This is a genomic window from Ensifer sp. YR511 (assembly GCF_900103045.1).
GTDB classification, from domain to species: Bacteria; Pseudomonadota; Alphaproteobacteria; order Rhizobiales; family Rhizobiaceae; genus Ensifer; species Ensifer adhaerens.
In genome coordinates, this window is record NZ_FNGR01000009.1 from 52,281 (window position 1) to 66,313 (window position 14,033).

Below are 14,033 nucleotides of genomic sequence, written 5' to 3' on the forward strand. Positions count from 1 at the left end.
CCTTACCCCGAAGGTTATGGGCAAGGCTTGAATGCGACGCAGCCGCGGCGCGAGAGCGATCCCGCGTCCTCAACGCGCCTCATCGGACACCCCGCCCGTGGACGTTGTTCATCGCGGCAGGTCTCCTGGCTTGCGGGTCGTCACGGACCGTTCCGTCTTCCCGAGGCGTCTCCCTCAGTGACATCTTCGAACGGCCGCTCTCCGCTTACAGTTGCGGGGGCAGCTCCGGCATGGGCGCTTGTCTGGCGCCGCACCGAATTCCCTCTTAGCTCCGTCCCTCCAAAGGCGGGCGAAGAACCACGATGGGGCGACAATGCCCTGTCCCGAGCTCTTCGTCAATCGCATAAAGAAATGCTTATGTCTTTATTCTCTCCCGCCGCCGCCCGCGGCGAGACAGTGGCAGGACGAGGTCTTTCCATTGCTTTCCGCTCACGGGACGGTTGCGGTTTGGTCGAAGCGACCTCCTCCGGCCACTGCCACGGATCCGCCGCGTCGCCGACGCGCGCGCGGATATGCTCTTGATCTCGCGTCAGGCCGATATCCCGGAGTTGGAACTCGTTGAACGTGTCGATGGCAACCGGAGGGCTGAGGGTCTTATCGGCCCAGTTCAGGACATGGTAAATCGTTGATCGCACTGCGCTAAGCATTGCTATCCTCACTTCTCTCAAGGGCGTGTGTTCGCGAAAAAAGTGAGGGTTTTTGCCGTTTCGCGCAAAGCGATTTCTCGCATGCTGGCATAAAGAATGCTTATCTCAGTTCCATGAGCAAGATTCCTCCCATGAGTGCGGTGCGCGCCTTTGAGGCCGCCGCCAGGCACCTGAGTTTCACCCGCGCCGCCGAAGAGCTCGGCATGACGCAGGCGGCCGTCAGTTATCAGATCCGGCTGTTGGAAGATCGCATCGGCGCGCCGCTGTTCGTCCGGCTTCCGCGCGAGGTGCGATTGACCGGCGCCGGGCGGCAGCTAGCGCCGAAGGTGACCGAAGCGATCGATCTCTTAGGGGCGGCCTTCTCGGAGATTGCCGACAAGACCGAGCATCACCTGCACATCTCGGTGCTGCCAACCGTCGTGTCGAGCTGGCTCGGTCAGCGCCTCGCGTCGTTTCAGACCGCGCATCCCAACATCAGCATCAGGGTGCACATGTCGACCGAGTTGGTCGATTTCAAACGTGACGCCATCGATCTCGCGGTGCGCAGCGGCGCCGGCGACTGGCCGGGCAACGATGTCTTTCCCTTGTTTCCGCTCGATTACGTGCCTGTCTGCACGCCATCCTTCCTGGAAAAGCACCAGCTCAAGGAGCCCGCGGACGTTCTGAGAGTCCGGCGTTTCGGCAACGCCAGCTGGTGGCGGCGGTGGATGATCGAAACCGGCGTCGAGCCGCCGGCAAGCAATGGCACCGAATTGATCTTCGACGTGCAGGCGATGGATGTCGCCACAATCCTTGCGGATCACGGCATTGCGATTGCCGTCTCGACCTTTCTGATGGATGAACTGAAGAGCGGCAGGCTCATCCGGCCGTTCGAGCATGTGGTGCGCGACGGCCGCGCCTATTGGCTCGTCTATCCGCAAAGCACCAGGCGGCAGAAGAAGATCCAGGCCTTTCGCGACTGGGTCGTCGCCGAGGCCGATGCGTCGAACGCCATGCTTTCGACCGTGATGGAGCAATCCTGTCCGGCGTCGCGTCGGACCGACCGCGGCGCAATGTAGAGACACAACGGGGCCTACTCGGCCCGTCGGTCTTCTGAAGATGACGCTTTCATGGAGAAACTGAAAATCAGCTGAGAACGGCTGTTACCAAACTGACATGGCGGCTCCCTAAAGACTGCGGCCAACCGCAGAGAAGGGAAGTATCAGCCCTCCGACGCGGATACCGCACGCCATCGTCGGAGGCCCGTTTCCATGAAAATCGTCCAGATCAGCGACACCCATCTCAGCCCGCCAAAAGCCACTTCAATGGCAATTGGGAACCGGTTCGCGCCTGGATCGAGGCGGTAAAACCCGATCTCGTCATCCACACCGGCGACGTCACCATCGATGGTGCCGACCACGAGGACGACATCACCTTCTCGCTCGATCTGATCGGCCAGCTCTCGATGCCGGTGCTGATCGTTCCCGGCAATCACGATGTCGGCCATCTGCCGGGTTCGCACCAGCCGGTGGATCCAGTTCGGCTTGCCCGCTGGCGCCGGCTCGCCGGTCCGGACTACTGGGGCCGCGACCATGGCGACTGGCGGCTGCTCGGCCTCAACAGCCTGCTGATCGGCTTCGAGGACGAAGAAGAAGACAGGCAGTTTACCTGGCTGGAGGAACAGTTGCTCAGCCGCGACGGCCGCCGGGTGGCCGTCTTTGCCCACAAGCCGCTCTTCGTCGACGATCCGGGCGAAGGCGACACCGGCTACTGGGGCATCCGTCCGCGCCAGCGCCAACGCCTGTTTGATCTTTTCGCCGAAGCCGAGGTGGCGCTGCATGCAAGCGGCCACCTGCACTGGGCCTGGACGGGCAAGCACGCCGGGACGTCGCTCGTCTGGGCGCCGCCGACCTCCTTCATCATTGATACGCTGGAACGGCCGATGCCGGGCGAGCGGCTGGTCGGCGCCGTCGTACACGAGTTTAGCGACGTCAACGTCAAAAGCGAGATCATCGCGGTGCCGGGACTGACCAGCCACCTGCTCGATCCGATCGTCGAAGAGGTCTACCCGCTGGCGGCCAAGAAGACGGTCCGTGTGGAGGCCGCGCAATGAGCGTGCTTTCGCTAGAGGGTATCACCAAGTCCTATGGCGGTAACGCGATCCTGAAGGGGGTTAGCCTGCAGGCGGAGGCGGGTGAGTTCATCGCGCTCGTTGGTCCTTCCGGCTGCGGCAAGAGCACGCTGTTGCGCATCGTCGCCGGTCTCGATCATGGCGACGGCGGCGAGATCGTCATCGGCGGCCGCAGTGTCGCGCGCATGGCGGCGGCCGATCGCAATGTCGCGATGGTCTTCCAGTCCTATGCCCTCTATCCGCACCTGACGACGGGCGAGAACATCGCCGTGCCGCTTGCGATGCGGCGGCTGACAGCGGCGCAGCGCCTGCCTGTGATCGGCAATCTGATGCCGGGGCAGAAGCAGATCCGCAGCGATATCCAGCGCCAGGTCAAGGAAATGGCGCTGGCGCTGAAGATCGATCACCTGCTCGACCGCAAGCCCGGCCAGATGTCCGGCGGCCAGCGCCAGCGCGTGGCGCTCGCCCGCGCCATGGTGCGCCGCCCGGCCGTCTTCCTGATGGACGAGCCGCTCTCCAATCTCGATGCCAACCTGCGCGTCCATGCCCGCGGCGAGATCGTCGATCTCCACCGCCGCGCCGGCGTGCCGACGCTCTATGTCACCCACGACCAGTCGGAAGCGCTGTCGATGGCGGATCGAGTGGCGGTGATGATCGGCGGCAATCTCTTGCAACTGGCGACCCCGAAGGAGATCTACGACAACCCCTCCCATATCGAGGTCGCACGCTTCCTCGGCCAGCCGAAGATCAACGTGCTGGAGACCCGCACGGATACGGCGAGCATCGTGCGCTTCGGCGATCTGGTGCTTCTGGCAAGCCGCGGACAGGCGCCGGATGCTTCAGTGAAGCTCGCAATCCGCCCGGAATTCGTGCGCTTCCATGCGGCAAGCGCCGGCCGGTTGAGCGCGCGGGTCGAGCGTATGGAGTTCCTCGGCTCTGAGGTAATCGTTCACGCCCGCCTCGATGCGATCGGCGAGCTGGTCACTGCCAAGTCAGCACCTGCCGAGGCCGCGGTGCTCGCGATCGGTCAGCCCGTTGACGTCGAGTTCATGCCGGAACGGGCGATGCTGTTCGACGGCGAGGGCACCCGGCTGCCAGCCGAGCGGGTCGCTATCGCCGCGACGCTGGAGAAGATCCATGGCTAAGGCGGGTTCCAATCGGGATACGGCGGCAGGGGCGGCGGATTTCGTGGATACCGCCCTCTGCCCTGCCGGGCATCTCCCCCACAAGGGGGGAGATCGGCTGGAGGCAATGCCTCAGCATTCATCTCTGCGAGACGGTGCCCAGCCGGCGCAGCGGCTGCGGACCCAGACGGCGATCGATGCCGCGACCACCGATCCCGATCGCCGCGAGGCCCGCATTGCCTGGCTGTTAGCGCTGCCGGCCATCACGCTGCTCGTCCTCTTCATCCTTTTACCAACCGCGGCGGTGATCGTTCTCGGTTTCACCGATTTCGAGCTCGGCTACGGCAGCTTCCGCTTTGTCGGCTTCGAGAACTATGCCGAACTCTTCAGCGACCGCACCTTCCGGCGCTCGCTCTGGAATACCACCATCTACACCGCGATCGTCACACCGGTTTCGATCGTGCTGGCGCTGGCGATCGCCATGCTGATCGAGGCGGAAACCAAGGGGCGGGCGTTCTTCCGCACGGTCTATTTCCTGCCGGTGGCCTCGCTGCTCGTCGCCATGGCGACGGTCTGGCAGTTCCTGTTTCACCCGACCATCGGCCCGATTAACACCTTCTTGGCCGTTTTCGGCATTGCCGGCCCCAACTGGCTCGGGGCCTCCGGCACGGTGCTCTATGGTCTGTCGATCATCGGCATCTGGCAGTCGGTCGGCTTCAACATGGTGCTGTTCCTTGCCGGTCTCACCGCCATCCCGCGCGAGCTCTATGCCGCAGCGGAAGTCGACGGCGCCAAGACCTGGTTCGATCGTTTCCGGCTGGTGACCTGGCCGATGCTCGGGCCGACGACGCTGTTCGTCACCACCATCAGCATCATCAACTCAGTGAAGGTGTTCGAGACGGTGAAGACGCTGACCGAGGGCGGTCCGAACAAGGCGTCGGAGGTGCTGCTCTTCACCATCTACCAGGAGGGCTTCGTCTATCTGCGCGTCGGCTATGCCTCGGCCATGACCGTCGTCTTCCTCGCCATCCTCGTCGTCCTGATGTTCCTGCAGTACCGCGTGCTCGACCGGAAGGTTCACTACGCATGACCAACACCATCTCCGTCACCCGCCTCATTCGCCTCGCCGTTCTCTCGTTTGGCGCGCTCATCTTCCTCGCGCCCTACATCTTCATGGTCTCGACCGCCGGCAAGGCTCAGAGCGAGATCTTCTCCTCGTCGCTGTCGCTGATCCCTGAGGAGTGGTCCTATATCGAGAACTTTTCCAAGGCGCTGTCGCGCGTCTCGATGACGACCCTGCTCTTCAACGGCGTTGTCGTCTGCGCGCTGATCTTCGTCATCCAGATCGTCGTCGCCATCCCTTGCGCCTATGCCATGGCGAAGCTGAAGTTTCGGGCGGCCCGCACCATGATGGTGCTGGTCATGCTCGGCCTCCTGGTGCCGATCCACGCAACCGCGCTGCCCATTTACGTGGCCTTCGACAGGTTGTCGGTGCTGAACAGCTACGCAGCGCTAGTGGCGCCGTTCTCGATCTCGGTGTTCGCGATCTTCCTGTTCCTGCAGTTTTTCCGCGCCATGCCCGACGATCTGATCCATGCGGCACGCCTCGATGGTATGTCTGAAGCCGGCATCGTCGCGCGCGTCATCGTGCCAAACGCCTGGCCGGCGATCACCGCCTTTGCAATCTTCTCGGTCGTCGCCCACTGGAACGATCTCTTCTGGCCGCTGATCGTCGTCACCAACCAGGACCATGCGACCCCGCCACTCGGCCTTCTCTACTTCCGCGCCGCAGAAGCCGGCGACGACTACGGCGCGCTGATGGCCGCGACCCTCATCATCACCCTTCCCCTCGTGACTGCGTTTCTGCTGGCGCAGAAGCGTTTTGTCGAGGGCATTACCATGACCGGTCTCAAAGGCTGAACGGTCCAACCTGGAGCGCAACCCATGACACATCTGAGACAGCTTTTCACCGCGGCTGCCGCATCGCTAATCCTCGCAGCCCCCGCCAACGCCGAGACCCAGCTGACGGTGCATTATCCAATGCCCGGCTTCTTCAAGGACGTGATGGATACGATCTCGAAGAAGTTCATGGAAGAAAACCCGGATATCAAGATCACCTTCGCCAATCCGTCGGCGACCTATGAGGAAGGCATCCAGACGATCATGCGTCAGGCCGGAACGGCCGAGATGCCCGATCTCACCTTCATCGGCCTCAACCGCCTGCGCATGGTCAACGAGCGCGACGTCCCCGTTGATCTCGGCCCGTTCATCGCCAAGGACGGCAACATGGCCGAGCAGGGCTTTTCCGAAAACATCCTGAAGCTCGCCCAGGTGGGCGGCAAGCAGGTGGGCCTTGCCTTCGCCACCTCCAACCCGATCATGTATTACAACGCCGATCTCGTGCGCAAAGCCGGCGGCGACCCGGAAAGCCCGCCGAAGACCTGGGACGAGGTCATTGCGCTTGGGGGCAAGATCAAGGCGCTTGGCGACGGCAACGAGGGCATCGATTTCCGCTGGCAGGGCGATGACTGGATGTTCTCCGCGCTGCTCTTCGGCGCCGGCGGCGAGATGCTGAGCGAAGACGAAAGCAAGGTTGCCTTCAACGGTCCCGAAGGTGAGAAGGCCGTCGAAGTGCTCGACCGCATGGTCAAGGAAGGCGGTCTGCCGGTTTTGACCAAGCAGGCCGGCGAGCAGGCCTTCGTTGCCGGCAAGGTCGGTTTCGCCTTCCAGACGACGGGTGCGCTGCGCAACACCATCAAGAATGTCGGCGACAAGTTCGACCTGCGCACTGCCCATATCCCGCTCATCGACCCGGCAAAGGGCAAGCTGCCGACCGGCGGCAACGCCGTCGTTATCCTGACGCGCGACGCCGAAAAGCAGGAAGCCGCCTGGAAGTTCGCGAAGTTCGCAGCCGGCCCCTATGGCGCCTCGGTTGTCGTTCCCGGCACCGGCTATGTGCCGAACAACGAACTGGCCGCCAAGTCGCCTGAGTATCTCGCCAACTTCTACAAGGAAAACCCGCTGTTCCGCGCTGGTCTTGAGCAGATGGCGCTGATGCGCCCCTGGTATGCCTTCCCCGGTAGCAACGGGGTGAAGGTGACGCAGACGATCGTCGAGAACCTGTCGCGCATCGTCGAGCAGCAGGCCACGCCGAAGGAAGCCCTGGACGAGGCCGCAGCCGAAGTCGAAAGCCTGCTGCCACGCAGCTGATCCTGTAACCAAATCGATCGACGCCGCCCCGAAGGAAACTTCGAGGCGGTGTTTTCGTGTTTGCTCACGCGAGGTGGCGAACAGTCCCGCCTGCGTAGAGCCGGCAGTCGAGATTGAGATGGCGGCAGCCCGACGCATTCTCGGCCATATCGAGCAGCAGCGCCGCCGCTGCGAGCCCCATGTCGCCGTCGGGCATCGAGATGGTGGTGAGTGTTGGCGTCATCAGCCGGCCAAGCGCGATGCCGTCGAAGCCGGCTACGGAGACATCGTCAGGCACGGAAAGGCCTTCACGCCGCAGCGCTGCTATCACGCCGAGCGCCAGCAGATCGTTGGAAGCGATGATTGCGGTCGGGCGGTGCTGCGCAAGAACCGTCGCGAGGTCGAGGTTTTCATAGCCGTCGACGAAGGGGATCTCGACCGCCTCCATCGGCCGGGCGCCGGCTTCCTGCATAGCGGCCAAATAGCCGTCATAGCGCAGGCGCGCCCGGTCGGATGAACGGAAGTGGCCGGAGACGACGAGGATGCGGCGGTGACCGTGGTCGAGGATGTGGCGGGTGAGATCGAAACCGGCCCGGTAATTGTCGACGGTGACGGCGGCAGCGAAGCGTGCGACCGGCCGGTTGTTGAGAAGCACCGTCGGCGGCAGCGCCGCCGAAAGCGCCTCGCTGGTCTTGGCGTCGCAGAGCGTCAGGATCAGACCGGTCGGCCGCTGTTCGAGCAGCGAGCGCACGGCGCGCGCCTCGAGTGCGGGATCATAATTGGATTGGGCGATCAGCACGCCATGGTTCGCCGCCTGCAAACGGTGCTGGATGCCGCCGAGCGAGGCGGCAAACACCGGGTTGGTGACGCTTGGCACCAGCACGCCGACGACGGGCTGGCTGCGGTTGGTGGCGCGTCCCGTGGCCGGCGACGGCCGGTAGCCGAGTTCGGCCGCCGCCCGGCGCACGCGACGCACCATCTCGTCGCTGACGGGACCTTCGCCCTTGAGCGCCCGCGATACGGTTGCCAGCGAGCAGCCGGCATGAAAGGCGATCTGTTGCAGGGTAACCATGATCGCGCTCTAACGGGTCTGCGTGACAGCTGATTGAAGGACCGGACCCGAGGTTTTCCATGTCGCGCGTGAATTATTATTCATGCTGTGAATTATATTGACATAAGCCGAGTCCGCGGCTTAAATCGCAATCGTCGGAAGTCGAGGAGGAGTTCCGGCGAACTCATACATTCAGCGGCCGCAAACAAACGGCCCTATCGGTTTTTGGGAGGGGCTTCGGCCTCGAGGAGGACGCGTGCGCAAATTTCTCAGCACGACCGCTCTGGCGGTCATTGCAGCTTCGTTTTGGGCAGGTTCGGCAAGCGCCGAAACGGCGAACCCGTTTCGCTGCCAGCCCGGCGAAAAATACGTCATGAACGTCATGGTATCCGGCGTCGAATACTGGTTCCCGGTCTATGAAATGTTCAAGCAGGCCGGCCAGCAGTTCGGCTGCGAGACCGAATATACCGGCACGCCGGAATATGACGTCAACAAGCAGATCGCCACTTTCGACCAGGCGCTTGCCCAGAACCCGGCCGGCATTCTGGTGCACCCGATGAACTCCGATCCGTTCATCGAGCCGATCAACCGGGCGATCGATCAGGGCACGGCAGTCGTCACCTTCGCTGCGGACTCGCCGCTGTCGAAGCGCGTCTCCTTCATCACCTCGGACAACACCCGCGAAGGCATCTATGCCGCCGACGCGATCGCCGAGAAGATGGGCGGCAAGGGCGAATATGCCGTTCTTGAAAACCCCGGCCAGGACAACCACGACAAGCGCATTACCGCCTTCGTCAATCGCATGGCCGAGAAGTGGCCCGACATGAAACTCGTCGGTCGCGCCGCCTCGAACCAGGATCCGAACAAGGCCTATCAGGGTCTGATGAGCCTCATCCAGGCCAATCCGAACCTCGGCGCCGTGTTCATGCCGGAAGCCAACTCCGCGATCGGTGCGGCCCAGGCCAGCAAGGAAAGCGGCGGCAAGGTCCTCGTCATGTGCGCCGACGTGAACGCCAACATCCTCGACATGATCAAGGCCGGCGAAGTCTTCGGTTCGATCAACCCGAACCAGGGCATGCAGGGCTATATGGGCTTCATGCTCCTGTGGATGGCCAAGCACCCGGAACTGATCGACCCGATGAACGACGCCAAGCGTTCCGGCTTCAACCCGATGAGCATCCCCTTCGTCGACAACGGCCTTTCGATCGTTACCGCCGAAAATGCCGATGACTTCTACTGGGACAAGTACCTGAAGCGTCGTGGCACCAAGGGCATCGACGAGTAAGATTGTGAATTGGCTGCCCGGTCGTTTCCGGGCAGCCAGGACTGCGGGTGGAGGACAGCATGACAGCACAACCGGTTCTGGAGGTCCGGCGCGTCACCAAGCATTTCGGTGCGGTGAAGGCGCTGACGGAGGTGGATTTTCGCCTCGAGCGGGGAGAGATCCACGCACTCTGCGGCGAAAACGGCGCAGGCAAATCCACGCTGATGAACATCATTGCCGGTGTGCTGCAGCCGAATGACGGCGAGGTGCTGGTGGATGGAGCGCCCGTGAAAATCGCCTCGCCGGCGACCGCCCAGACGCTCGGCATCGGCCTCGTCCACCAGGAAATCGCGCTCTGCCCGGATGCGACGGTGGCGGAAAACATGTTCATGGCGGCCACCAACCGCCGGCGCTCGCCGCTGATGAATTACGGCGCGCTCGAACGCGAAGCCCAGGTAGTGATGAACCGGCTGGCGCCGATCGACGTCCGCCGCAAGGTCGCCGACCTCGCCATTTCCAGCCAGCAGCTGGTCGAGATTGCCAAGGCGCTGACGCTCGACTGCCGCGTACTGATCCTCGATGAGCCGACCGCGGCGCTGACGGAAGCAGAAGCGCAGGCGCTGTTCGCCATCATCCGCGACCTGAAGGCCGCGGGCATATCGATCATCTATATCAGCCACCGCATGGCCGAGATTTTTTCGCTCTGCGACCGCGTCACCGTGTTTCGTGATGGCCGCCATGTGGTCACCGAGAAGATCGCCGACGTGACTGCTGACGATGTCGTGCGCCGCATGGTCGGCCGCGAGATCAGCCAGCTCTATCCGCAAAAGCAGGCGCCGGAGGCGCGGACGGACGAGACCATTCTCTCTGTGCGTGGCTTGAGCGATGACGACCGCATCGACACCGTTTCCTTCGATCTGAAGCGGGGCGAAATTCTTGGCATCGGCGGTCTGATCGGCTCCGGTCGTACCGAGATCGCCGAAGCGATCTGCGGTCTGAGGGCCAAGTCGAAGGGCGACATTACGCTGCGCGGAAAGCCGCAGCGCATCGGCAACTACCGCGACGCGGTCGATGCCGGCATCGTCTATCTCTCGGAGGATCGCAAGGGCTCCGGCGTCTTCGTCGACCTGTCGATCGCGCAGAATATTTCGGTGCTTGATCTGAAGACGCTGACCGGGCCGCTCGGATTGCTGAATTCCAGGGCCGAGGCCGATCTCGCCCGCGATTTCGTCCGCCGGCTCGGCGTGCGCATGGGCGGCATCGATATGCCGGTCTCGTCGCTCTCGGGCGGCAACCAGCAGAAGGTGGCGATTGCCAAGCAGCTCGCCGTTCGCCCGCAAGTGATCCTGATGGACGAGCCGACGCGCGGCATCGATGTCGGCGCCAAATCCGAAATCCACCGGCTGCTGCGCGAGCTTGCAGAAACCGGCATCGGCATTGTCGTGATCTCGTCGGAACTGCCGGAGCTGCTCGGGCTTTGCGACCGGGTTCTGGTCGTGCGCGAAGGCGCGATCGCCGGCGAGCTTGATGACAGAGAAATGAGCGAGGAGGCGGTGATCCGCCTGGCCTCAGGGGTGACGCAAACGGCCGAGGCTGGCCGGATGGTGGATCATGTCGCCTGAAAGAACTGATAGAGCCGGGGAGGCGGAAATGGCTGTTGATACGATGGTTGCAACGCATGCGCAGGCGCCCGCCTGGAAACGCATCGGCACGATGCGTGAGGCGGGGCTGATCGCGATCATCCTGGCGCTCGGTATCATCATGAGCTTTGCCTCGCCGCATTTTCTCACCTTCGGCAACATGCGCGCCATGCTGATGAGCTTCTCGGTCGAAGGAATCGTCGTCGTCGGCATGACGATCCTGTTGATCGTCGGCGGCATCGACCTCGCCGTCGGCTCGGTCGTCTGCTTCGCCATGGTGCTGGCCGGTTCGCTGTTTCTCGCCGGTGTCGATCCCTGGACGGCCTCGCTGGTCGGCATCCTCGCCAGCAGCATGATCGGGATGATCATGGGCTTCTTCGTCACCGTCGTCGGGCTCAATCATTTCATCACGTCGCTGGCGGCGATGGTGATCGTGCGCGGCCTCTGCCTCGTCATCACCAAGGGCACGCCGCTGTCGCTCTTCACGCTGCCGGCGTCGTTCAAGGCGGTCGGGCAGGGCACCTTCCACGGCGTGCCCTATGTCATCCTGATCTTCGTCGCCGTCGTCGTGCTCTTCGACTTCCTGCTGCGCCGGGCGACCGCCTTCCGCAAGGTCTTCTATACCGGCAGCAACGAGAAGGCGGCGCTCTATTCGGGCATCAAGACCAAGCAGGTGAAGTTCTGGGTTACGGTGCTTTGCTCGACGCTCGCAGGTGTCGCCGGCGTCATCTACATGTCGCGCTTCGGCGCCGCGACGCCCACCTTCGGGGTCGGTATGGAGCTCAACATCATCGCTGCGGCGGTCATCGGCGGCGCCTCGCTCAACGGTGGCTCGGGCACCATCCTCGGCGCCATCCTCGGTATCGCTCTTCTCTCGGTCGTCACCAGCTCGTTGATCCTGCTCGACGTCTCCGTCTATTGGCAGGACATGATCAAGGGGTGCATTCTCTTGGCTGCCGTTTCCATCGACCACCTGCTGCACAAGCGGAAGGCAGCCTGACCATGCCGATTGCCAAACCCATTTTGTCCCAGGCCTCAAGTGCGCGAGAAGAACTCGTCGTCGCGCGGCAGATGCATCAGGCGCTCGTCCTGCATTTCCTCGAAGGACTGACCCAGTCGCAGATCGCCGATCGGCTCGGCATCTCGCAGCCGACCGTTAACCGGCTGATCAAGCGCGGCCGTCAGCTTGGCCTGGTAGAGATCAAGATCAAGTCGCCGATCGAGCCCTTGGTCGACATGGAAGAGCAGTTGCTTGCGATCGGCGGCATCCGCCGGGCGATCGTCGTGCCGACCGTTTCCGACAATCAGCAGACCGCACTCCAGGCGGTCGGCGAGGCGGCAGCCCGGCTGCTGCTCGAAGAGATCGGCGATGGCGACACGATCTGCATCACCGGCGGCAAGGGCGTCAGTGCCGTCGTCGCGGGGCTGCAGGCGCCGCGCCGCTTCGATGTCGAGGTTATCCCCGGCACCGGCTGCGTCCAGGGCAAGCACTATACGGATGTGAACCACGTCTCGACGATGATGGCCGACCGGCTCGGCGGGCGGTCTTTCCAGATCCACGCGCCGCTCTTTGCCGACAGTGCCGCCGAGCGGGCGATGCTGATCAACATGCGCTCGGTGGCGGATGTCTTCGGGAGGGCGCGCGAAGCGAAGGTGGCGGTGGTCGGCATCGGTTCGATCCTTTCGGACGATTCGAGCTACTACGACCTGCATCCGTCTTCGAGCACGGACCGAGCGGCAATCGAGCGCTCTGGCGCAAGCTGCGAACTTCTCGCCCATCTGCTCGATGATGAGGGACGTGTCTGTGACTACAGCCTCAACCGGTCGCTGGTCTCGCTGACGCTCGAAGAATTCGCCTCGATCCCGACGAAGATCGGCGTGGCAAGTGGACCGAACAAGGCCGGACCGATCCTCAGCGTCATGCGGGGACACCACCTCGACACGCTGGTGACGGACGAGGCGACCGGCGAGCGCGTGCTCGCCATGGCAAGCGAAAAGGGACTTCTGGCATGAGCGGGGATCAATTGATGCGGGAGATCGGCCGATCGGGCGTGAAGGCTTCGGCCGTCGGGCTCGGCACCTGGGCGATCGGCGGCTGGATGTGGGGCGGCACGGACGAGCGGGAATCGATCGCGGCGATCCAGGCCTCGCTGGACGCCGGTGTGACGCTGATCGATACGGCGCCGGCCTATGGCCTCGGCCGCTCGGAAGAGATCGTCGGCAAGGCTTTGGCCGGCCGCCGCGACAAGGCAATCATCGCCACCAAGTGCGGGCTCGTCTGGCATACGGACAAGGGCAAGCACTTCTTCGACCAGGACGGCAAGCCGGTGCACCGCTACCTCGGCCGAGATGCGATCCATCACGAGGTCGAGCAGAGCCTGAAGCGGCTCGACACCGATTACATCGACCTCTACATCACCCATTGGCAGGACCCGACGACGCCGATCGAGGAGACCATGGCCGCGCTCGAAGAGCTGCGCCAGGCGGGCAAGATCCGGGCGATCGGCGCCAGCAATGTCGGCCGTAGCGAACTGGAACAGTACATCGCGATCGGCGGGCTCGACGCGATCCAGGAACGCTTCAGCATGATCGATCGCGAGATCGAGGCGGAGCTTTTGCCGCTGACGCGGCGCAACGGCGTCGCCACGCTCAGCTACTCGTCGTTGGCGCTCGGGCTTCTCTCCGGCGGCATCGGGCCGGAACGGGTGTTTTCAGGCGACGACCAGCGGCGCGACAATCCGCGCTTCTCGGTCGGCAACCGCGAAAAGGTCGCGGCCTTTGCCAAGGCCATCCAGCCGGTCGCAGAAAAGCATGGCGCGACAATCGCCCAGATCGTCATTGCCTGGACGCTCTGCCAGGAGGGCGTGACTTTCGCGCTCTGCGGCGCACGCAATCCGGCGCAAGCGCTCGACAATGCAAGGGCCGGGACGATCCGGCTCGATCACGATGATCTCGCGGGGATCGACGCGGCCATCGCGGCGACGCTCGTCAACATGGACAGCTAACGG

The 14,033-nt window shown here is 63.4% G+C and carries 12 protein-coding genes, 1 pseudogene and 1 riboswitch; of the genes and pseudogenes, 11 read left to right on the top strand and 2 right to left on the bottom strand.

Features of this window, described 5'->3' with window-relative positions; all coding sequences use genetic code 11:
* Positions 1-97 precede the first annotated feature (97 nt).
* A riboswitch (cobalamin riboswitch) is annotated at positions 98-317 on the bottom strand.
* An 18-nt stretch (positions 318-335) separates the two neighbouring features.
* Positions 336-647 carry a hypothetical protein gene (locus BLU15_RS17420; protein ID WP_090296770.1) on the bottom strand — a complete coding sequence of 104 codons (312 nt, stop codon included), beginning with the start codon at positions 645-647 and terminating at the stop codon, positions 336-338.
* 131 nt (positions 648-778) lie between these two features.
* Here BLU15_RS17420 and BLU15_RS17425 point away from each other — a divergent pair, with 131 nt between their 5' ends.
* The 6 genes and pseudogenes from BLU15_RS17425 (at position 779) to BLU15_RS17450 (ending at position 7,091) form a co-directional block, all read left to right on the top strand.
* On the top strand, positions 779-1,705 hold the full coding sequence (locus BLU15_RS17425) for a LysR substrate-binding domain-containing protein (RefSeq protein ID WP_162727388.1): 927 nt from the start codon (positions 779-781) through the stop codon (positions 1,703-1,705).
* 192 nt (positions 1,706-1,897) lie between these two features.
* A pseudogene (locus BLU15_RS17430) lies at positions 1,898-2,739 on the top strand (metallophosphoesterase).
* On the top strand, positions 2,736-3,902 hold the full coding sequence (locus BLU15_RS17435) for an ABC transporter ATP-binding protein (RefSeq protein WP_090296773.1): 1,167 nt from the start codon (positions 2,736-2,738) through the stop codon (positions 3,900-3,902). Before BLU15_RS17430 ends, BLU15_RS17435 begins: the two are co-directional and overlap by 4 nt.
* A gap of 106 nt (positions 3,903-4,008) precedes the next feature.
* Positions 4,009-4,971, top strand: coding sequence for a carbohydrate ABC transporter permease (locus BLU15_RS17440; protein WP_090296776.1), 963 nt, complete (start codon positions 4,009-4,011; stop codon positions 4,969-4,971).
* On the top strand, positions 4,968-5,801 hold the full coding sequence (locus tag BLU15_RS17445; protein WP_090296778.1) for a carbohydrate ABC transporter permease: 834 nt from the start codon (positions 4,968-4,970) through the stop codon (positions 5,799-5,801). The genes BLU15_RS17440 and BLU15_RS17445 overlap by 4 nt, the downstream gene beginning before the upstream one ends.
* Positions 5,802-5,825: 24 nt before the next feature.
* On the top strand, positions 5,826-7,091 hold the full coding sequence (locus tag BLU15_RS17450; protein WP_090296781.1) for an ABC transporter substrate-binding protein: 1,266 nt from the start codon (positions 5,826-5,828) through the stop codon (positions 7,089-7,091).
* Between the two features lie 64 nt (positions 7,092-7,155).
* On the opposite strand, the gene BLU15_RS17455 is transcribed toward BLU15_RS17450, so the two are convergent.
* Positions 7,156-8,142, bottom strand: a complete 987-nt coding sequence (locus tag BLU15_RS17455) for a LacI family DNA-binding transcriptional regulator (RefSeq protein WP_060521959.1) — start codon at positions 8,140-8,142, stop codon at positions 7,156-7,158.
* 235 nt (positions 8,143-8,377) lie between these two features.
* Here BLU15_RS17455 and BLU15_RS17460 point away from each other — a divergent pair, with 235 nt between their 5' ends.
* From BLU15_RS17460 to BLU15_RS17480, 5 genes are read left to right on the top strand one after another with little or no spacing between them, the layout of a single operon-like run.
* Positions 8,378-9,406, top strand: a complete 1,029-nt coding sequence (locus BLU15_RS17460; protein WP_034805587.1) for a substrate-binding domain-containing protein — start codon at positions 8,378-8,380, stop codon at positions 9,404-9,406.
* 59 nt (positions 9,407-9,465) lie between these two features.
* On the top strand, positions 9,466-11,007 hold the full coding sequence (locus BLU15_RS17465; RefSeq protein ID WP_060581047.1) for a sugar ABC transporter ATP-binding protein: 1,542 nt from the start codon (positions 9,466-9,468) through the stop codon (positions 11,005-11,007).
* Between the two features lie 28 nt (positions 11,008-11,035).
* Positions 11,036-12,025, top strand: coding sequence for an ABC transporter permease (locus BLU15_RS17470; RefSeq protein ID WP_060521961.1), 990 nt, complete (start codon positions 11,036-11,038; stop codon positions 12,023-12,025).
* 2 nt (positions 12,026-12,027) lie between these two features.
* Positions 12,028-13,038 (top strand): sugar-binding transcriptional regulator, encoded by a 1,011-nt coding sequence (locus tag BLU15_RS17475; protein ID WP_034805596.1) that lies wholly within the window; start codon positions 12,028-12,030, stop codon positions 13,036-13,038.
* Positions 13,035-14,030 (top strand): aldo/keto reductase, encoded by a 996-nt coding sequence (locus tag BLU15_RS17480; protein WP_090296784.1) that lies wholly within the window; start codon positions 13,035-13,037, stop codon positions 14,028-14,030. Before BLU15_RS17475 ends, BLU15_RS17480 begins: the two co-directional genes overlap by 4 nt.
* Positions 14,031-14,033 lie beyond the last annotated feature (3 nt).